Source organism: Bradyrhizobium sp. IC4060 (assembly GCF_020193715.1).
GTDB classification, from domain to species: Bacteria; Pseudomonadota; Alphaproteobacteria; order Rhizobiales; family Xanthobacteraceae; genus Bradyrhizobium; species Bradyrhizobium yuanmingense.
On sequence record NZ_JADYVJ010000007.1, the window covers coordinates 55,604 to 74,691 of the forward strand.

Consider the following 19,088-nt stretch of genomic DNA (forward strand, 5'->3'; position numbering starts at 1 on the left):
ATGAGCGATCTTGCCGCCGCGCGTGCGCGCTACGCTGAGTTGATCGCCAGGCGCGAGCGGATTGCCTCGAAGCGTCTGCTCGCCGCGCTCGCCGCCGTTCCGCGCGAGGAATTTCTGCCAAGTGGACCGTGGCGCATCAAGGGCGAGGCAGCGCGCAGTTACCGGCTGACGCCCGACGCCGATCCCCTTCATCTCTACGACAACGTGCTGGTCGCGATCGATGCGCGCCGCAAGCTCGACACCGGCCTGCCGAGCCTGTGGGCGCATTTGATCGACACTCTCGACGTCAAGCGGGCGGACCGTGTGGTGCAGATCGGCTGCGGCCTCGGCTATTTCTCCGCGGTGCTGTCGATCATGGTCGGCGAGAAGGGCCGCGTCCATGCGATCGAATGCGACGATCGGCTCGCGACCCGGGCGGCGAACTACTTGCGCGGCTATGGCAACGTCACGGTCGTCCACGGCGATGGGTGCAAGGACGTGGGCGAGCCCGCCGACGTGATCATCGTGCATGCCGGCTTCCCGCATCCGCACCCGCTCTGGCTGCGGTCGCTCCGTCCGCGCGGCCGTCTTCTGGTGCCGCTGACCCAGCGCGACCGCGAAGGCGCCGCCCTCAAGATCACGCGGAGGGCCAGGGGTTTCGAGGCAGAGGCGATCCAGCAGATCCGGATCTTTCCCGGCCGGGGCCGCGGCGTGACCGCCCTCGACGACCGCGTCGCCAACTGGTGGCAGCGCGCCTCAGCCCTGGCGCCGCTCCGCTTTCGCGGGCTGGAGCGGGGGCTGCCGTCGGATGGCTAACACTTCGTTTCGCTTTACCTTGATTTCGATCGTGAGTTTCCGGCATCTCGCATTGCCGCTATCAGTGCCGGTCTGATGGCCATTTGAGCGTGCTCCATGCATTCCGTTGCCCTGCTGACTGCCAGCTACGCCAAGGATATCGAACGCTTTTCGCTGCTCAGCGAGAGCATCGACACCTGGCTGTCGGGATACACGCGCCATTATGTACTCGTTAACGATGAGGACGTGCCGCTGTTCGCGCGCTTCGCCTCCGACAAGCGGGTCATCGTTCCGGCCTCGCGCTATCTGCCGAAATGGCTGTTCGCGCTGCCGCCGGCACTCCAGTTCGGCAGCCGGCGCGTCTGGCTGTCGCTGCTGTCCTCGCCCGTGCACGGCTGGCACATCCAGCAGATCCTGAAGATCGCCGGCGTCCTCAACGCGCCCGAGCAGCGCGTCTGCATCCTGGATTCGGACAATCTGTTCTTCCGCGAGTTCGACGTCAGCCGATATGCCGGCGCCGAGACCACGCCGCTGTTCGTCACGCGCAAGGCGATCGCCGCCGACCACCCGTTGCACGGCCTGTGGCTGCGCACCGTCGATCAGCTTCTCGGCATCAAGGAGCGCTCATTCCCGGCCGACGATTATGTCGGCAACGCGCTGGTCTGGGACAGGGACACGGCGCGTGCGATGACGGACGCGATCAAGTCGGCGACCGGCCTGAGCTGGGCGCTGGCGCTGTGCCGGAAGAAGAAGTTTTCGGAGTATCTGCTTTACGGAAACTTCGTGGCGACCTCGCCGGAACATCTGGCGCGACATCGGCTCACCGAAGACAGCATCGCGGTCTCGCACTGGGACGACACGCCGCTCGACCGCCCGGCCATCGAAGCGATGATGCGCACGGCCTCGCCCGAGCAGGTCGCGCTTTGCATTCAGTCCTATTCGTCGACGTCGATCGCCGACATCCGCGACGTGTTCCGCCTGTCGTCGCGCGAGCGGCGCGCGCCGAGCCTGGCCCCCGATCATATCGGCAATGTGGCCGCGTTCGAAACGCCGAAGACACGCTGATTTCTAAAGCATGATCCGGAAAAGTGCATAGCGGTTTTCCGAAAAGATCATGCTCGAACAATAATCTAAAGCGCGATGACGATTCCCTAATCGCATCGCGCTTTAGCCGTCCTTCGTGAACTTGCTGATGACGTCCATGAACGGCTTCGGCTTGAACTCGCCGTCGAGCGGCAGGGGGCGGTTCGGCTGCTTGTCCTTGCGGGCAAAGGTGCCGTTGATCCAGCTGTAACGGTCCGAGATGCCCCAGGTCAGGATCGACTGCACCGGGCCGCTCGCGGCAACGGCCGTCAGCAGGTCGTCGACGCGCTTGGCGACGACGGCGTCGCGCTCCGCAGGACTTCCCGCCAGCTTCTGGTCGTCGACGTCGAGCTCGGTGATGAGAACCTCGAGCCCCCAGGAACGCAGCTCGGTGACGAATTCGGCGAGCCCGTGCGTGTCGATCTCAAGCTCGGCGTGAAGATGCGCCTGCAGCCCGACGGCGTGGAGCGGAACGCCCTGATCGAGCAGGTCCATGATGAGGGTGCGATAGGCCGCCCGCTTGGCGATGAACGAGTCCTTCGCCGACTCGATGTCATATTCGTTGATCGCGAGCTTGACGAAGGGGTCGGCCGCGGCCGCCGTGCGGAACGCCAGCGGAATCCAGCGATCGCCGAGATGTTGCGTCCAGAAGGTGTCGCGCCGGTCCTTCGGGCTGCGCGGATTGTCCGGGATCGGCTCGTTGACGACGTCCCACGACGTCAGCTTGTCCTTGTAGTAGGAAACGACGGTGCCGATGTGGTCGAGATAGGCGCGTTCGACGCCCTTGCTGCCCTTGATCTGCTTGGTCCAGTCCGGAATGTCGTGATACCAGGCGAGTGCGTGGCCGCGCATGGTCAGATCGTTGTCGCGCGCGAAATCCAGGATCGCGTCGGCGCGCTCGAAGGTGAACGTATGGGCGTCCGGCCGCAGCATCGGCCATTTCAGCTCGAGCACCGGCACCACCTGCGTGCAATAGGTGCTGATGGCCTCGCCGAGCCGCGGATCGGCTTGCAGGTCCCAGAGCGTGGCGGCTGCGCCGTAGCCCGGGCGGCGTTGGACGCGTTTCGAGGCCGGCACCGCGGACGCCGATGCGCCCGCCGCGAGCGTTGCGACACTGCCGAGCAGGAATTCGCGTCGGTCGAGCCCGGTCACGCGTGCCGCTGCATCGCGGCTTCCGCGATTTCGTAATAGTGAAGCGCGCCCTTCTCGAGCGTCAGGTGGTCCAGCACATAATCGCGCGGCGCGAAGCCTCCCGCCTCGACCTCTGACCAGAAACGGCCCCAGCCCGCCGCGAAGCTGCCCGCGTCAGTAAAGGTCATGCCGCAGCGTGCGTCGAAATAGGGCACCGAGGACACGTTACCCTCGTATCGCACCTTGTCCGGGAAATATTTCGGATCCTGCCAGGGCCCGCCGCGATCCCAGGCGAAGACGGGCACGCCGCTCGACAGTGCTTGCTGGCAGGCGATGCCCTGGCTCTCGTGCTCGCAGAGGAAGATCATGCTGCGGCAGCGCGCCAGCGCGGTCTTGTAATCCTCTTCCTTGTAGTGCCCGTAGCGGATCGTTTCGACCGTGCGTCCGCTGGCTTCGAGAAACTTTCGGATCGGCTCGATCAGCTCCGGTTGATACCGGTCGTAATCCCAGCGGACCTTGTCGTAGAGCAGCACGTCGATCTTCTTCTGCGCGGCCGGCGCCGGGACCCACAGATCCGTCTCGATGCCGACGGGCCAAGCACCGACATGGGGCCAGTGCGGACGGAACATGTCGGCATACCAGGCGCACGGCAACAGCACCTGCCTCACGTCGAGATCCTCTAGAGTTTCTGGTGCGTCGATTGGATGGTCATACATGGCGACGCCAAGCAGCAGTGGATTCTTCCACTTGAACCAGTCGAGCACGAACGGCCGGCCGATGATGCAGGCCAGTTCCTCCGGATGCTTCCGAATGTAGCGATAATTGTTGACGCGGTAGCGAATGCCAAGCCGATCGAGACCTGCGCACAGATTGAGCAGAACGCGCCGCTGTCCGCTGATGAAGGACTTGCCCAGCAGCAACCGGCGCAGCAGCGGCCGAAGGTGACGGTCGCCGGGAAACCAGCGGTCGTCTCGTTCCTCGAAGAAGAGGTTGAGGACCATCCTGTCGCGGCCCTTCGCGCCGGGATACGCCGGAGCCGCGGGAGCAGTGGCGGTTCGACGCGGGAGGGAGGTCGATCTCGCCCGTGTTCGTTCGACAACGTCCATATCAGTTACATCAGTGCGTCGGAGGAGTCGGGCGACGTTTCGCTATCATTGCTTCTTTTCTGTGATCGCGCCCGCTCCTTCAAGGACAGGGCAAATTTAACGCTAACGCGCGATAACCGCGTGCTCGCTCCATTAGCGATCCGATTTGCAGGGTTATCCGGCTATCCTTGACTTGTCCTTGACCTATCCTTGGCAATGCCAGCGGCGAGCCCCGATTGTCGCACCCAATCGTCTTAACGATCCGTTAATCCTGATGGCCGCCCACGGTCCCGTGCTCGCATGCTGAACCGCCATTTCTCGATCTATCTCGTCGCCTACATCCTGCCTGCGGCGGTGGGCTTCTTCGCCGTCACGGCCTATACGCGGCTCCTCAGCCCGGCGGAGTACGGCGTCTATGTCGTCGGCATCAGCCTTGCCGGGATTCTGGGCGCGATCTTCTTCGCCTGGATCAAGCTGTCGGTGTCGCGCTATCAGGCGATGTCGGCGGAGGTCGATTTTCGTGGCACGGCAATCGTCGCCTTCGCGCTCACGGCCGCGGTGCTCTGCGCCACCACTCCGCTGGTCGTCCTGTTCCGCAGCGATGTCAGCGTCGAGCTGCTGCTCGCCAGTATGTTCGTCGCGATCATGGCCAATGCGGTCGATGTCGGCCAGGAGTTCGAGCGCGCTAAATTGCGCCCCTACCGGTTCGCGGCGATCTCGATCGTGCGCAGCGTCTCCAGCGTCGGCTTCGGTCTTCTCGGAATCTGGCTCGGCTGGGGTGGATTGGGGCTGCTCGCCGCATTCGGCCTGGGGTCGCTCGCCGGCATCATCCTGAACCTCGTCGGCGACCGCACCGGGATCGCGCGATTCCAGCGCAGCCAGTTCATGCAGCTGGCGCGCTACGGCCTGCCGCTGACGCTGGCGGGATTGTCCGTGGCGGTCTATTCGGCCTGCGACCGCCTCATTGTCGCTTATCTGCTCGGCAAGGACGCTGCCGGCATCTTCGGCGTTGCCGCCGATCTGCCGCGCCAGTTCATGGTCATGATCGCATCCAGCGTCGCCGCGGCGACCGTGCCGCTGGTGTTCCGGTCGTTGTCCGAGAACAACGGCGAGACGACGCGGGAGCGGCTGACCGAAAGCCTCGAGCTGCTGCTCGTCGTGGTGGCGCCCGTTGCGGTCTGGCTTGCGCTTGCGGCGGACCAGGTGGCCGGAACGCTCGTCGGGATCGACTTCCGCGCCGGCGTCTCGGCCCTGTTGCCGACACTGGTGCTTGCGCGGCTTTTCGGCATCGCCAATCAGTTCTACGTGCAGATCAGCTTCCAGCTCGCCGAGCGGCCGTTCATGCTGGCGGCGCAATCTTTCCTCACGCTGGTGATCAGCGTGATCCTGATGTTCGCGCTAATCGGCGGCTACGGCCTTTACGGCGCGGCGCTGGCGACCCTGGCAACCGAGGCGATCGGCTTCCTGGTCGCACTCGTCCTGATGCATCGGGCCCATCCGGTCCCGTTCGAGCTCAATCGCCTCGCCGGCGTCGCTGCCTCCGCGGCATTGATGGCGGCGGCGATCCTTGTTGCGCGCGCGCAAGTGGGCGGCACCGGCCTCGCCTCGCTCGTCATCGTCAGCCTCGCCGGCGGCCTTGCCTATGCGGCCGCGGCCTGGCTGCTCAATGTTGCGAACGTGCGAACGTTGTCGCTGCGTTTCCTGCGAACGTTGAACCGCAAGGCTCTCGGCGTCTAGCGGAAGGGCTATTCGCGCGTCCGTACGGTCGCACCAAAAGGTGATCCGGACATTCTGCCGCAGCGATTGCGGCCAGCTCCGGCTGCCCTCGGCTGACGGCCGCCTTCCGCCTCCGCGAGGCGTCGTATATGAGAGATTTGTCGTCCGAACGTACCGAATCCCGCCACAGACGGAACGTAAGGCGACTGCAATTTCTTAATGCAACGATTCCAATCTGACACGTGAGCGATACCAGCCGACTGGCAGCTCGACCGAGGATGGCATGAAAAACCGATCGACGACGGCGCAATCCATCAGGGCGGTGGGGCGCCGGGGGCCTGCCGGAATCATGGCGCTCGTGGCGGCGGCGACCCTTGCGGCGGCCACCCCGGCGATTGCGGCCAAGCAGCAGCGCCAGGTGGCCGAGGCAGTCGCGCCGCGGGTGGCCGGCGATCCGGTCATGGCGATCGTGTCGATCAAGAGCCAGCAGGTCACTTTCTACGATGCCGACGGCTGGATCGTGCGCGCGCCGGTATCGACCGGCACCACCGGACGCGAGACGCCGGCTGGCGTCTTTGCCATCCTCGAGAAGAACCGGGAGCATCGCTCGAGCCTTTATGACGATGCCTGGATGCCGCACATGCAGCGCATTACCTGGAACGGCATCGCCCTGCATGGCGGACCGCTGCCCGGCTATGCCGCCTCGCACGGCTGCGTGCGAATGCCGTTCGGCTTCGCCGAGAATGTGTTCGACAAGACCTATATCGGGATGCGCGTGATCGTCTCGCCGCATGACACGGTCCCGACGGAATTCTCTCATCCCTCGCTGTTCGTGCCAAAGCCGGAGGCCATCGCGGCCGTGCCCGGCCGGGCCGACAAGCTCTCCGCCGAGGCGGAGGAGGCCACAAGGGCGGCCGACGAGGCCAAGAAGGCTGCGTCCGCCGCCGCGAAGGAAGCCGCCTCGCTCCCGGCCGCGTTGCGCAAGCTGGAACAGCAGAAGACCCGCGCCGATGCCGAGCTCGCCTTCGCCGACAAAATGCTCGCAAATGCCAAGACGGATCAGGCCCGCGCCAAGGCCGAGGAGCTGAAGCAGAAGGCAGCAACCAAGGCTGCCGACGCGGCGACGCAGCTCGAGGCCGCCAGGGCCGCCGCGCAGCCGAAACGCGATGCGGTGGCTGCGACCAAGGAAGCCGCGAAGACCGCTGCGGCCAGAAAGACCGAGGCCGTGAAGGCGGCGACCGACGCGAAGCTCGCGGGCGAGCCGGTCTCGGTCTACATCAGCCGGGCGACGCAGAAGCTCTATGTGCGTCGGAACACGCACAAGCCGGCGCCCGACGGCGGCGGCGAGGTGTTCGACACCAGCATCGAGGTCCCCGTCACGATCCGCAATCCCGAGCAGCCGATCGGCACGCATATCTTCACGGCGATGGCGAAGACTGGGACGGGCCTGCGCTGGAGCGTTGTCACGATCGAGAACGGCGATGAGGCCCGCAACGCACTCGACCGCATCACCATCCCGCAGGACGTATGGGACCGCATCGGGCCGACCGCGTTGCCGCGCTCCTCGATCGTCGTCTCGGACGAGCCGCTGAGCAGCGAGACCAATTACCGGACCGAGTTCGTCGCGGTGCTGAGCAACGAGCCGCAAGGCGGCTTCATCACGCGCAAGCCGACCGCGCCTGCCATGATCGCCAGCGATGACGGCTGGGACAACGGCTTCGGCTTCTTCTACCGCGATCCCTACGTCCAGCCGGCCAACCCGCGCCGGCGCAGCCAGTATCAGTATTATCAGCCGGCGCAACCGATGCAGCGGGGCTTCTGGTAAGGAAGCCGGGCTTGCCTGCGGCGCAGGCTTATGGCCGCGCCGTAATCACCAGCGCCTGGATCTTGGCTTCGACCGGTCCGGACCCGTGGCGCGCGCGGATTGCAGCGGCGACAGCGTCCGTCGCGGCCTGAAGATCGCCGCCGCTTCTCGCCTCGATTTCGCCGCGCAGCGGCGTACCCTGGCAATACGCTAACGCCACGAGGTCGGGCGAGGCGGCGCGGCTGGTGGCTGCCAGTATTTCGATCGAGACGTTGCCGAAACCTGCGCGTGCGAGATCGGCTCGTATGATCGCCTGGTCGAAATAGCCGTGCGGTGTCCGCGTTAGGAAGCGGGGCGGATCGTCGGGAAACAGTTTGCCCAGGGCGGTCGTTGCGTCATCGGCGAACACGTTCTCCTCGATGCTGTCCCAGACATTGAAGAGAAACGCGCCGCCGAGCTTCAGGACGCGCTTTGCTTCCGAATAGCCCTTGACGCGGTCCGGAAAGAACATCGCGCCGAACTGGCAGCAGACCACGTCGAACTCGGCGTCGCCGAACGGAAGCGCCAACGCATCCGCCTGGCGCCAGGAGATGCGGTCATCGCCCGCCTGATGCTGCGCCGCGACCGCGAGCATCGGCTCGTTGAGGTCGGTCGCAACGTAGCGGACGTTGCGCGGCAAAGCCGCCGCCACGGCGCGCGTCACGGCGCCGGTGCCGGCCGCGATCTCGAGCAGCGCGGAGGGCGAGAGCGCGGCGACGCGTCTTGCGATGTCGTCGGCGTATCCGGCGAAGATCATCGGGACGAGATGCTCATCGTAGAGTTTTGGGATGGAGCCGGCGAAAACCTTGTCAGTGTCTGACATGCCTGCCTCGCTGAAGGTTCGGAACGTGAGGCCCAACGTTACCACGGATGCGCCGGCAAGGCTGTGAAGGAGACCGGCTCAGCACGGCGTTGTGTGCTCAGCGAACATCGGCAAAACCGGTCAGCGAGCCTTACGATCTCCCGCCGTCGACCTCGCGGATCGGCCGCGTGCCGTCCCAGTTCAGTGCGGCGTGCCGCACCTTCTCGAAGAACGGGCCCTTGGTGCCGCTGATGTCGGAGATTTCGATCACCGTGCCCGGATGCGCCTGCGTGTCGAAATAGGCAAAGCGTCCCTTGTTGCCGCCGATCTGGCCCTCATGGCCGATCCGATAGCCGAGCCCGAGCGCCTTGTCGTAGAGCGCCTGATAGTCGTGGCTCCAATACGACATGTGCTGGAGCCCTTCGTGCCCAGCATCGAGGAATTCCCTGTAGAGCGAGCGCGCGTCGTTGCGCTGCTGGATCAGCTCGATCTGGAGATCGCCGGAATTCGCCAGCGCAATGCTCATCTCGACGGCCGAATCCCGGCCGCGATGCCGGAACCAGTCGGTCTTGACCCGGTCCATGTAGTACCAGGGGCCGACGCCCATCACCTCGATCCAGTGCTTCATCGCGGCGTGGATGTCCCGCACCACATATCCGTTCTGGCGCACCGCGCCGAAGATGCGGCTCATGTCCGCGCTCCTGTCGTCAGCTTGCTCACTTGACCTCGATGCCCGCGTCCTTGGCAACCTGCTTCCAGGCCGTGATGTCGCGCGCGTTGATGTCGCGTTGCTCCTCGCCGGGCACGAATTGCGGGGTGATGCCGAGCGCCAGCAGCTTCTGCTTCACCACCTCATCGCCAAGGGTCTCCTTCAGGGCCGCCGACAGCTTCTGCGCGATCGGCGGAGCCACGCCGGCGGGCGCATACATCGCCCATGACAGGCTGCGGTCGAACGCGACGCCCTGCTCCTTGTAGCTGGCGATTTCGGGCAGGCTCGGCGACCGCTCGCCGCAGGCCGCCAGCGCCTTGATCGAGCCCTCCTTCACCAGCGGCGTTGCGGTGGCGACGTCGAGCGTCGCCAGGGAAATGTGGCGGCCGAGCAAATCGCCGGCCAGCTTTGCGATGCCGTTGAACGGCACGTGGTCCATCTTGATGCCGGTCTGCTGCATCAGGATTTCCGCGCAGAATTGCCCGGTCGAGCCGACGCCCCAGCTGCCGTACTGGATCGGCTCGCCCTTCTTGGCCAGCGCGACCAGACCCTTGATGTCATTGGCGGCAAAGTCCTTGGTGGCCACCAGCATGATGGAGGAGACACCGACGCGCCCGATCGTCGTGAAGTCCTTGATCGGATCGTAGGGCAGTTTTGGATAGATCGCGGGCGCCAGCACATGCGTGGTCATGCCGCCGACGGTGATGGTGTAGCCGTCATTGGCGGATGTCGCGACCATCTGCGTGCCGATCGTGCCGGCGGCGCCGGTGTGGTTCTCGATATAGATGCTCTGCCCGAGCGTCTTGCCCATCCTGTCCGCAAGCAGCCGGCCGACCACGTCGCCACCGCCGCCGGCCGCGTAAGGCAGCAGCATTCTGATCTTGCGGGTGGGGTAGGCGGCAGCATCCTGGGCGCGGGCGGACGGCGCCGCTGACAAGATCAGCAGCAATGATGCGACGATGCGAAGCGCTGCGATGGTTTGCGCGGGCAAAAGGCGAGCGTGGCTTGCCATGGCGTTCTTCCCCAAATTGCTCTCGCTTATCGAGCGGAGTTGAAACGAACGATCGTTCGTACGGTTGACTAGCGAACGATCGTTCGTTAGTCAAGCATCATGGCTGTCCACACCTCAAGCGCGGCGGACGCGCCCACGACGCGCGAGCGCATCCTCGCCGAAGCGCTCAATTTGTTCGCGCAGAGCGGCTATGGCGGCGCCTCGATGCGCGAGCTCGCGCGCCGCGTCGGCATCCGCGAGAGCAGCCTCTACAACCATTTCCCCGGCAAGGCGGCGATCCTCGAGGCGATCGTCAGCGAGCATGGCCCGGCCAGCTCGGCGAGCCGGCTGGAGGAGCCGCGCTACAAGCAGCTGGCGCGGCAGCCGGCGGAGTTCTGCCGGCAGTTCGCGCTCGACCTCGTCGAGCAATGGTCCGATCCGCGCGAGCACCAGTTCCAGAAGGTCATCACCGCCGAGCGCAACCGCGTGCCAGGCATTCGCGCCAAATTCGCCGATCATTTCTACGCGCGCGAGCAGAGCCTGATGACGGATTATTTCCGCGGCTTCGCGCTCGCCGGCCTGATCTCGACCACTGATCCGCGCGAGACCGCGCGGCTGTTCGCCGCCGGACTGATCTACATCCGCCTCGAGCATTACGTGATGGGCGCGGTGCCGTCGCCGCGGCCGAAGGTGATCGAGGCGATCGACCGCTATCTCGCCTTCTTCCTGTCGCTGATCGCTGCAGGTCAAGACGCCGACAACAAGAAACGAAAGCCCAAGGGAGAAATGCGTGGCAAGGCTGCCCCTGATTGATCCGGAGACGACGAGCGGCGACATTCGCGCCTCGTTCGACCGCATGCCGGTCAAGCTCAACATCTTCCGCATGATGGCCCATGCCGAGGCCAACATGATTCCGGCGATGCGGCTCGGCAATTCCATCCTGCACAAGCAGAAGCTCAGCGCGGTCAACCGCGAGCTTCTGATCCTCCAGTCCGCCCAGCTCGAAGGCGGCGCCTACGAGTGGCGCCAGCACGTGCCGATCGCGCTCGGCGTCGGCTGCACGCAGGACCAGATCGACGCCGTCGAGCGTAGTGACTACGACGCCGCCGGCCTGAGCGAGGCCGAGCGCGCGCTGCTGAAGTTCGGCCGCGAAGTGGTCGAGAACGTCCGTGTCCCCGAGACCATCTTCGCGGCCGTGCGAAAACATTTCAGCGACCAGGAAATCGTCGAAGCCATCGTCGCGCTCGGCTTTTACATGATGATGGCGCGCCTGACCGAAGCAACGGAAACCGATCTCGATCCCGCCGCCGGCATGAAGGTCTATGACGGCGGCAAGAAGCCAGGCGGCTGAGATGGCGGACACCGAGAGCAAGCCGGAGCGTTACATTCGTCCGCCGAGCGCGGAATCATCCGGAGAAGCGCCGGGCAGGGGGCGCCTCAAAGGGCGCCGCATCCTGATCGTCGGCGGCGGCCAACGCGTGTTCGACGCAGCGAGCGATCCAATCGGCAACGGCCGTGCCATGAGCATCCTGTGCGCCCGCGAGGGCGCCAAGGTCGCGGTCGCCGATCTCAACCGCAGCTCCGCCGAACAGACGGTGAAGCGCATCACGGATGAAGGCGGCGAGGGTTTTGCCATCGCGGCCGACGTCACCTCGGAGGCCGACGTCGTCCGCATGATCGACGAGGCGCGCCGCGCCATGGGCGGGCTCGACGGCATGGTGCTGAACGTCGGCACATTCGGCAAGGTCGGGCTCGATGCCGTCAGCCCCGAGGAGTGGAACAAGATCTACGACGTCAATGTCCGCGGCCCCATGCTGTGCTGCCGCGCCGGCTTGCCGAAATTCGACGATGGCGGCGCCATCGTCTTCATCTCCTCCATCGCCGCGCTGAAGGCGGGCTCGCAGATGGCGGTGTACGATTCCTCGAAAGCCGCGCTCGGCGGTCTGATGCGCAACATCGCCCATCTCGGAGCCCGCCGCGGCATCCGCGCCAATCTCGTCTATCCCGGACTCGTCGACACCCCCAACGGCCGCGAAGCCGGCGCCGGCCGTCCCTCCCGCGGCAAGAGCCACATCCCGTTCGGCCGCCAGGCGACAGCCTGGGAGATTGCCTATGCCGTGCTGTTCTTCCTCTCCGACGAAAGCGTCTACGTCACCGCACAGACCCTCGCAGTCGATAGCGGCCTGAGCGGGATGTAAGTGCTCTTCTGTAGCCCGGATGGAGCGCAAGCGTAATCCGGGACCGATGCCTCACCGCGCAACCTGCCCCGGATTGCGCTGCGCTCCATCCGGGCTACGGATGCGACAGATCAGATGATCGAGCGAGATGTGCCCCGGCCCGTAAGCCATGACGGCAAGTGCCATCGCTGCCCAGGTGAGATGGATCGGCCAGCCGTCGGGCACCGTGAGCTCGACGATCACCGTCATCACTAGCAGTCCGAGCGCTGCGAACCGCGTGCCCAGCCCCAGCACCAGCAGGATCGGGAACATGATCTCGCCGGAGCCCGAGAGAAAGGCCATCACCGTCGGGGCCGGAAAGTGATAGGGACCGCCGGGCAGATGCAGCATGAATTCGTCGCTGAACAGCGTTACTGCCGTGTCGTTGAGCCTGAGGAAGCCGTCCCATTTGAGCAGGCCCGAGCGCCAGAACGGCACGGCCAGCGCGAGGCGCAGCACCAGCTGGACCAGCGATGGTATCGCGAGCGCCTGCACCAGATGATTGGCTCTGTCGATGAGTGCTCCGAGCGACGGCAGGCCGCTGGCGGGCGTCATGGGTTGCTCCGTGATCATGATGGGTCTCCGCAACAGAGCGAGGTGAAGGCGCCGGCTTCGATCAGCCCGGCGATGTTCGCGGCAATGTCGAATTCGCTTGCCGCCTCCAGCGCTGCCGCGGCGGCTTCGCCGAGCGGCCGGCCCGACATGAGATGGTGCGCGAAGACCGCACCGCCGGGTGGAAGGCGGCGCACGGCGACGTCGAATTCGCCTCGCGTGATCAGGGCATCTTCCGGCGTCGAGGCATCGATCCGCATGACCGGTGCGTCGTCGCGGTTGGCCGCAAAGATCGTCACGGCGGCATAGTCCGAACGCAGGCATCGCGCGGCCGGGTGCGGAATGAACACCACATCAGCCAGGCGGTCGGGTGTCACCGCCGAGAGCCGGGCCGGCGACAGCGGGACGGCGTCCGCGGCGTGATAGGCATCGAGCCAGGCCCGCTCGAGACGCGCGACGTCGGCGAGCCAGGGCATACCTTGCGCATGCTCGTAGGCTTCGATGAAATCCGGAAAATCGCGGCCGTATTGGAACAGCAGCGGCGATGTCGGCGGATTGCTGCGCACATGCAAGCGCGCCATGGCGCGGAAGAAGTCGGTGCCGGTGATGCGCTGCACCGCCGGATAGATCGCGGCGAGCGCGTCGATCAGGCTGACCGTGACGTTGTTGCGGTAGACGTCATAGCGCCGGCCAGCGGCCTTGCCGTTGGGGCCGGTCACGAATTCAGGCGTGCTGCGCTCCGGATCCAGCAACGCCGGCGCGAACGATGCGGCAAAACACAGGCCGGGTTCAGGCGGCATGACGCTCTCCTGCCGGTATGACGGACTGATGGCGGTCGAGGATCGCCTGGGCGGCCGCGGCTTCCGCTTGCAGCACCGGCCAGTCCGGAATCTTGCTGTCCCATTCGATCAGCGTCGGCACCGGCCCGCGGCGCCGGATCACGATCTCGTAGAGCTTCCAGACGGCGTCGGCCACCGGGCCATCGTGGCTGTCGATCAACAGCAGGTCACCTTCGTCGTCGGCCTGCGCGGCATGCCCGGCGAGATGAATTTCCTCGACGCGCGACAGCGGGAAATCAGCGAGGTAGTCGAGCGCCGAATATCCATGGTTGGCCGCGGAGACGAACACGTTGTTGACGTCGAGCAGCAGGCCGCAGCCGGTGCGCTCCGCAACAGCGCGGATGAACTCGGTCTCGCGCATCGAGGATTCGCGAAAGGCGAGATAGGTCGACGGGTTTTCCAACAGCAGCGGCCGCCGGATCGCCTCCTGCACCTGATCGATGTGATCGCAGACGCAAGTCAGCGTCGCCGCCGTGTAGGGCAGAGGCAACAGATCGTTGAAGAAGCTGGTCTCGTGCGTCGACCAGGCGAGATGCTCGGAGACCAGCGCCGGCTGATAGCGCGCGACCAGGCCGCGGAAGCGCGCCAGATGCGCCTTGTCGAGCGGCCGGGGTCCGCCGATCGACATGCAGACGCCGTGCAGCGAGAGCGGATGGTCGCGGCGGATCGCCTCCAGCGCGCGATGCGGCGGCCCTCCGGCGCCCATGTAGTTCTCGGCGTGGACCTCGAAGAAGCCGCGCTGATCCTTTGCCTCGAGGATTGCCGGGAGGTGCTCGGGCTTGAAGCTCGTCCCGGCAACGCCGCCGATCGGCGTTGCGAAGCGGAGCGGCAGCGCTGCTGGCGGGGCCGGCCTGATTGTGCTCATTGTGCTGCTCCGTTCGCGCCTGCCGTTGCGCCGGCGGTTACACCGGCTTCAGCGAACCCTTCTTGCCGCCCGGCAGCTCGATGCTGGTGCAGGTGCCGCCCTTGACGAATTTCCAGGCATTGCCCTGGTAGTCCACGGTCGAGGTGCCCTGGCAGGTGGTGCCCGGTCCCGCCGCGCAATCGTTCTGGCCTTTCAGTGCGACGCCGAAGCACTTCTCTTTTTTGGCGGCGACGGCGGCATCGGCTTCGGCCTTGCTCAGAGGGGCGGCGGAGGCAAGGGTCGCGAGGGCGGTCGACACCGCACCGGCGAGGACGAGGGAGGTGACGGTATGTTTGGCAGACATCGAGGTTCTCCTGTTCGAGGTGGCATCGCCTGGGCAGGGATGCGCGCATGGTCTCCTTCGCTCCGCGCGCCGCCCGCGTTACGGCGGGCTGCTCACAAATCCGTGAGACCGGTTGGGATCGGGCGCACGGACGGTGCGCTTGGGTGAGGAGTAGCGGGCAAGTGGGCAGCCAATCCAATGCCTTGGCGCTATCGACACGTTAGAGCGAGAGCATTGGATGCGTCCGACCAAACTTGGCAGAGGTAACGGACGGTAGGAAATCTGCGTAGAGCGATGACAGGAGTCGCGCCCACCCAAAGGCGGATAAAACCATGAACGTCGATCCCGGACGCCAGCTTCGCGCGATCGCTAGGATGACGGTGAGCATCCGCCTTGCGGTCTCCGCACTGGTCCTCGCCGCGATCCTGCTGACCGCGGCGCTCTGCAGCCTGCTGTGGTGGCGCACGGCGGAGGCGGCCAGCCGGCAGCTCGCCTCGACCATCAACGAGCAGATCGTCGCGGCGGTGCGCAAGGAGGTCGCGGCCATCGTCGACGAGGCGCGGGCCGCGCACACCGCGATCCGCACGCTGTTCCTCCAGAACGTGCTCGACACCCGCGAGGCCGACAAGCGTGAGTTCGTGTTCCTGTCACAATTGCAGTCGCAGGCGACGATTTCCTGGGTCGCGTTCGGCTGGCCCGACGGCTCCTTCTTCGCCGCGCACAAGCTCGGCGATCGGCGCCTGGAGATGATGGAGATCTCGCTGACGGATCATCCGGGCGAGCGCCGGGTCGACGAATATGACGTGGTGCCCGGCGACATCGAATTTGCCAACCGCCGCTTCGAGCCGACCGATTTCCGCGTCGCCGATCAGGCCTGGTTCAAGGCCGGCCTCGGCGCGGACGACCCGCAATGGTTCAGGGTCATGAACCACGCGACCGGCGAGCGGCCGTCGATCGCCTTCGCCGGCCCGATCGACGTCTACCAGGAGCGCCAAGGCGTGCTTGCCGTCATCATCGAATATACCAGGCTTGCGCGCTTCCTGTCGCAGCTGGAGGTCGGGCGCACCGGCACCGCCTTCATCGTTGACGGCAGCGGCGAGCTTGTCGCTGCGCCGGATAAGGACGCCGACGAGCTCCATCCGGCGCACGGCGACACCACGCTGCTGCCGCTGGCGCGCGCAGCGCTCGACCAGGCCGGGGAGGCCGGCCGCAAGGAGGCCTGGCGCAGCCGGCTCACCTCGGGCGGCGCGGCCTATGAGGTCGCGCTGACGCCGCTGCCGTTTCCCGGCTGGTCGCTCGCGACCGTGATCCCCGAGGCCGAATTTCTCGGGCCGGTCGAGACGACATTGCATCGCCTGATCCTCGGTCTCGCCGTCGGCGCCGTGCTCGCGGCGCTGGCCTCGGCAATGCTGGCGCGGTCCGTCATCGCCGCGCCGCTGTCGCGCGTCGTCGGCGAGCTGCGCCATGTCGAGGCTTTCGCGCTGGAGCAGGTCCGCCGTCATCCGTCGCGGCTCAAGGAGATCGCAAGCCTGTCGGGTGCGATCGCGGAGATGGCATCCGGCCTGTCCGCATTCCGCAAGTTCATCCCGGCCGATCTCGTCCGCGGCCTGCTGCGCCAGGGCGTCGAGGCGAAGCCCGGCGGCAGCGTTCAGGAGCTCAGCGTGATGTTCATCGACATCGCCGGCTTTACTGGATTGTCGGAGCGGCTCGGTGACCGCGTCGTGCCGCTGCTGTCGAGCTATCTCGACCTCACCTCGGAGATCATTGCCGCCAATGGCGGCACCATCGACAAGTTCATCGGCGATGCCGTGATGGCGTTCTGGGGCGCGCCGCAGCCGCAAGGCGATCACGCCGCGCGATGCTGCCGTGCCGCGCTCGCCTGCCACAAAGCGATCGACGAGTCGGGCCTCGTCGACGATCTCGGTCAGCCGCTCCAGATCCGCATCGGCATCAATTCCGGCCGCATGCTGGTCGGCAATATCGGTTCGGAGCTGCGGCTGAACTACACCGTGATCGGCGATGCCGTGAATGTCGCGAGCCGGCTCGAAGGCGCCAACAAATCTTACGGCACGCAGATCCTGGTCGGCGCGGCGACCGAACGTCTGGCGCGCGGCGCCGTCGTCACGCGCGAGGTCGACAGCATCGCGGTCTACGGACGCGAGGAGGGACTCTCCGTTCACGAGCTGATCGGGATGGCGAACGAGATGGCGGTTGGCAGCACCGGCTGGATCGCCGACTACGAGCGCGGACTCGCCACCTATCGCGCCCGCCGCTTTGCCGACGCGCTGGCCGATTTCGAGGCGGTGCTGAAGCAGCGCGGCGACGATCGCCCAGCCGAGCTGATGCGGGACCGCTGCCGTCGGCTCGCTGCAGCTGCGCCCGACGTCAGCTGGCGGCCTGTGGCGGCATTGGCGTCGAAATAGCGGCGGATTCCACGACGTCATGGCTGCCCGCGCAACCTGCAGGCCGAGCCCTTGAGCTCGCCGGGTCCCTATAGTATGGGACCGCTTGGGTCTGCAGTTCACCCAGGCGTCAGCGTCCCGCGAAGGTTCTGCGTCATCTCAAGGCCGGCGCACCCGAGGGCGCGGAAGGCGCGACATGACCGCAAATCCGGATGCATTGCCGCTCGCCGGGCCTGCACCGGTCTCGGTGCAGACCTCCCGCGGGATCATCCAATGCGCGGTCGCAGGCGAGGGGCCTGCGATCCTCGCCATCCATGGCGGCATGGGCGGCCACGACCAGTCGTGGCTGCTCGCGCGTGCGCTCACTTCGACGCTCGGCGGCAGGCGGGTGCTGGCCGTGTCTCGCCCGGGCTATCTCGGCTCGCGCCTGGAGCTGGGCGCCTCGCCTGATGAACAGGCTGATCTCTATCGCGAGCTGCTCGACGCGCTCGGGATTTCCAGCGCGGCGGTCGTCGCGGTCTCGGCCGGCGGCCCCTCGGCGCTGCAATTCGCCGCGCGGCATCCCTCGCGCTGCCGCTCGCTGGTGCTGATCTCGGCCTGCACGGGCCGGCTGCAAACACCGCCGGACATCGCCGCGCGCCTGCGCATGATGCGCCATCTTGCCCGTCTTCCCGGATTGCCAGGGGTCCTAAAGTGGCGGGCTGAACGCAATCCGCAATCTGGTGCGCGCCGCGCGATTCCCGATGACGCGATGCGCGAGCGAACCTTGCGCCATCCCGAGGCAGGCCTCTTGTTGCGCATCTTGCAGTCGAGCGTGTTCCAGCATCTAGCCGCCAGGATCCCCGGCACCGTCAACGACATCGCGCAATTTGCCGCGCTCGAGCAGCTGCCCGCAGGAACGGTCTCGGCGCCTGTTCTCGTCGTGCACGGCCGCGCCGATGATGTGGTGGCGTTCTCGCATGCCGCGAACGTCTGCCGGGCAATCCCGCAGGCGAAGCTGCTGGCGCTCCCCGATGGCGGTCACGTCTCGCTGTTCACGCATCTGGACACGGTGCGCAAGGAGGCTGAGCCGTTCCTGGACGGGCGCGCCGATGCTCCGCACCCTCATCGCATTAGGAATCTCCATGAAGACCACGCTGCTCAATCCTGAAAACTACACCCGCTCGCCGTGGAAGAACGGCGGCGGCGTCTTCACCGACATCGCGGATGCGCATCGGGCCGATGCGCCGCGGAAGGACTGGGACAGCCTGCTCTGGCGCTTTGCGTCGACGCCGATTCTTGCGTCCGGTCCGTTCTCCCACATGCCCGGCATCGACCGCTTGCAAATGGTCGTCGAGGGCCGCGGGCTGGTGCTGAAGTCGCCGACGCAGGAATTCGACGAACGTGAACCTTTTACGACGGTGCGTTTCACCGGCGAGCTCGAGATCGTGACCGAGCTCGAGGCCGGTCCCGTCGAGGTCGTGAACCTCATGGCGCGGCGCGGCGCGGCCGAGATCGATCTCCTCGCGTTGAAGCAGCCCGGCGACCGGCACCTCGCCGCCGGCACGCATCTGGTCTACGCCCCGCGCGGCGAATGCCGCATCCGCCTCGACAACGAGGAATTTGCGATTCCCCGCACCGGCACGTTGAAGGTCGAGCTGGCCGGGCCGTCGCAGCTTGCGCTCGTCGCGGGTCTGGCGGTGCTGGGGTCGATCCGGCTTCTGGTCTAGAACCTCGGACCGATGCGCACAATCCATGCAACTCGCTAGGTTGACGCCG

General features: G+C 66.1%; 19 protein-coding genes. 10 read left to right on the forward strand and 9 right to left on the reverse strand.

What is annotated here, in order from left to right; genetic code table 11:
• The gene (locus I6F16_RS22635) at window positions 1-795 is read left to right on the forward strand and encodes an rRNA adenine N-6-methyltransferase family protein (RefSeq protein WP_225174001.1); all 795 of its coding nucleotides are present in this window, start codon (window positions 1-3) and stop codon (window positions 793-795) included.
• Between the two features lie 96 nt (window positions 796-891).
• A complete protein-coding gene (locus I6F16_RS22640) occupies window positions 892-1,839 on the forward strand; it encodes a DUF6492 family protein (protein ID WP_225114015.1) in 948 nt (315 codons plus the stop codon).
• 102 nt (window positions 1,840-1,941) lie between these two features.
• Here I6F16_RS22640 and I6F16_RS22645 read toward each other — a convergent pair whose 3' ends face one another.
• Together I6F16_RS22645 and I6F16_RS22650 are read right to left on the reverse strand one after the other, a co-directional pair.
• Window positions 1,942-3,009 (reverse strand): endo-1,4-beta-xylanase, encoded by a 1,068-nt coding sequence (locus I6F16_RS22645; RefSeq protein WP_225174002.1) that lies wholly within the window; start codon window positions 3,007-3,009, stop codon window positions 1,942-1,944.
• The gene (locus I6F16_RS22650) at window positions 3,006-4,094 is read right to left on the reverse strand and encodes a glycosyltransferase family 1 protein (RefSeq protein ID WP_225114016.1); all 1,089 of its coding nucleotides are present in this window, start codon (window positions 4,092-4,094) and stop codon (window positions 3,006-3,008) included. Before I6F16_RS22650 ends, I6F16_RS22645 begins: the two co-directional genes overlap by 4 nt.
• Before the next feature lie 279 nt (window positions 4,095-4,373).
• On the opposite strand from I6F16_RS22650, the gene I6F16_RS22655 reads away from it, so the two are divergent.
• Together I6F16_RS22655 and I6F16_RS22660 are read left to right on the forward strand one after the other, a co-directional pair.
• The gene (locus I6F16_RS22655; protein ID WP_109145177.1) at window positions 4,374-5,810 is read left to right on the forward strand and encodes an oligosaccharide flippase family protein; all 1,437 of its coding nucleotides are present in this window, start codon (window positions 4,374-4,376) and stop codon (window positions 5,808-5,810) included.
• A 262-nt stretch (window positions 5,811-6,072) separates the two neighbouring features.
• The gene (locus tag I6F16_RS22660) at window positions 6,073-7,614 is read left to right on the forward strand and encodes a L,D-transpeptidase (protein WP_225114017.1); all 1,542 of its coding nucleotides are present in this window, start codon (window positions 6,073-6,075) and stop codon (window positions 7,612-7,614) included.
• A gap of 28 nt (window positions 7,615-7,642) precedes the next feature.
• Here the strand turns inward: I6F16_RS22660 and I6F16_RS22665 are convergent, their stop codons facing one another.
• The 3 genes from I6F16_RS22665 to I6F16_RS22675 all read right to left on the reverse strand — a co-directional run bounded on the left by I6F16_RS22665 (window position 7,643) and on the right by I6F16_RS22675 (window position 10,155).
• Window positions 7,643-8,455 carry a class I SAM-dependent methyltransferase gene (locus I6F16_RS22665; protein WP_225114018.1) on the reverse strand — a complete coding sequence of 271 codons (813 nt, stop codon included), beginning with the start codon at window positions 8,453-8,455 and terminating at the stop codon, window positions 7,643-7,645.
• A 130-nt stretch (window positions 8,456-8,585) separates the two neighbouring features.
• Window positions 8,586-9,125 carry a VOC family protein gene (locus tag I6F16_RS22670; RefSeq protein ID WP_225114019.1) on the reverse strand — a complete coding sequence of 180 codons (540 nt, stop codon included), beginning with the start codon at window positions 9,123-9,125 and terminating at the stop codon, window positions 8,586-8,588.
• A 25-nt stretch (window positions 9,126-9,150) separates the two neighbouring features.
• A complete protein-coding gene (locus I6F16_RS22675; RefSeq protein ID WP_225114020.1) occupies window positions 9,151-10,155 on the reverse strand; it encodes a tripartite tricarboxylate transporter substrate binding protein in 1,005 nt (334 codons plus the stop codon).
• Window positions 10,156-10,254: 99 nt separating this feature from the next.
• Between I6F16_RS22675 and I6F16_RS22680 the strand changes: the two genes are divergently transcribed.
• From I6F16_RS22680 to I6F16_RS22690, 3 genes are read left to right on the forward strand one after another with little or no spacing between them, the layout of a single operon-like run.
• The gene (locus I6F16_RS22680; protein ID WP_225114021.1) at window positions 10,255-10,947 is read left to right on the forward strand and encodes a TetR/AcrR family transcriptional regulator; all 693 of its coding nucleotides are present in this window, start codon (window positions 10,255-10,257) and stop codon (window positions 10,945-10,947) included.
• On the forward strand, window positions 10,925-11,485 hold the full coding sequence (locus I6F16_RS22685; RefSeq protein ID WP_036011690.1) for a carboxymuconolactone decarboxylase family protein: 561 nt from the start codon (window positions 10,925-10,927) through the stop codon (window positions 11,483-11,485). The genes I6F16_RS22680 and I6F16_RS22685 overlap by 23 nt, the downstream gene beginning before the upstream one ends.
• Before the next feature lies 1 nt (window position 11,486).
• Window positions 11,487-12,332 (forward strand): SDR family oxidoreductase, encoded by an 846-nt coding sequence (locus tag I6F16_RS22690; RefSeq protein ID WP_225114022.1) that lies wholly within the window; start codon window positions 11,487-11,489, stop codon window positions 12,330-12,332.
• A 51-nt stretch (window positions 12,333-12,383) separates the two neighbouring features.
• Here I6F16_RS22690 and I6F16_RS22695 read toward each other — a convergent pair whose 3' ends face one another.
• Genes I6F16_RS22695 through I6F16_RS22710 form a run of 4 tightly spaced genes read right to left on the reverse strand, consistent with a single transcriptional unit; the run spans window position 12,384 to window position 14,949 of the window.
• The gene (locus I6F16_RS22695; RefSeq protein ID WP_225114023.1) at window positions 12,384-12,923 is read right to left on the reverse strand and encodes a DoxX family protein; all 540 of its coding nucleotides are present in this window, start codon (window positions 12,921-12,923) and stop codon (window positions 12,384-12,386) included.
• Window positions 12,920-13,702 (reverse strand): DNA-binding domain-containing protein, encoded by a 783-nt coding sequence (locus I6F16_RS22700; protein WP_225114024.1) that lies wholly within the window; start codon window positions 13,700-13,702, stop codon window positions 12,920-12,922. The genes I6F16_RS22695 and I6F16_RS22700 overlap by 4 nt, the downstream gene beginning before the upstream one ends.
• Window positions 13,692-14,606 (reverse strand): DUF692 domain-containing protein, encoded by a 915-nt coding sequence (locus I6F16_RS22705; RefSeq protein WP_225114025.1) that lies wholly within the window; start codon window positions 14,604-14,606, stop codon window positions 13,692-13,694. Before I6F16_RS22705 ends, I6F16_RS22700 begins: the two co-directional genes overlap by 11 nt.
• Before the next feature lie 37 nt (window positions 14,607-14,643).
• Window positions 14,644-14,949, reverse strand: a complete 306-nt coding sequence (locus I6F16_RS22710) for a DUF2282 domain-containing protein (protein ID WP_036035872.1) — start codon at window positions 14,947-14,949, stop codon at window positions 14,644-14,646.
• Window positions 14,950-15,260: 311 nt separating this feature from the next.
• Here I6F16_RS22710 and I6F16_RS22715 point away from each other — a divergent pair, with 311 nt between their 5' ends.
• The 3 genes from I6F16_RS22715 (at window position 15,261) to I6F16_RS22725 (ending at window position 19,039) form a co-directional block, all read left to right on the forward strand.
• Window positions 15,261-17,351, forward strand: coding sequence for an adenylate/guanylate cyclase domain-containing protein (locus I6F16_RS22715; protein ID WP_225114026.1), 2,091 nt, complete (start codon window positions 15,261-15,263; stop codon window positions 17,349-17,351).
• A 175-nt stretch (window positions 17,352-17,526) separates the two neighbouring features.
• The gene (locus I6F16_RS22720; RefSeq protein ID WP_225114027.1) at window positions 17,527-18,480 is read left to right on the forward strand and encodes an alpha/beta hydrolase; all 954 of its coding nucleotides are present in this window, start codon (window positions 17,527-17,529) and stop codon (window positions 18,478-18,480) included.
• Window positions 18,455-19,039: a HutD family protein gene (locus I6F16_RS22725; RefSeq protein ID WP_225114028.1), complete on the forward strand. Its 585-nt coding sequence runs from the start codon at window positions 18,455-18,457 to the stop codon at window positions 19,037-19,039. Before I6F16_RS22720 ends, I6F16_RS22725 begins: the two co-directional genes overlap by 26 nt.
• Window positions 19,040-19,088: the final 49 nt, after the last annotated feature.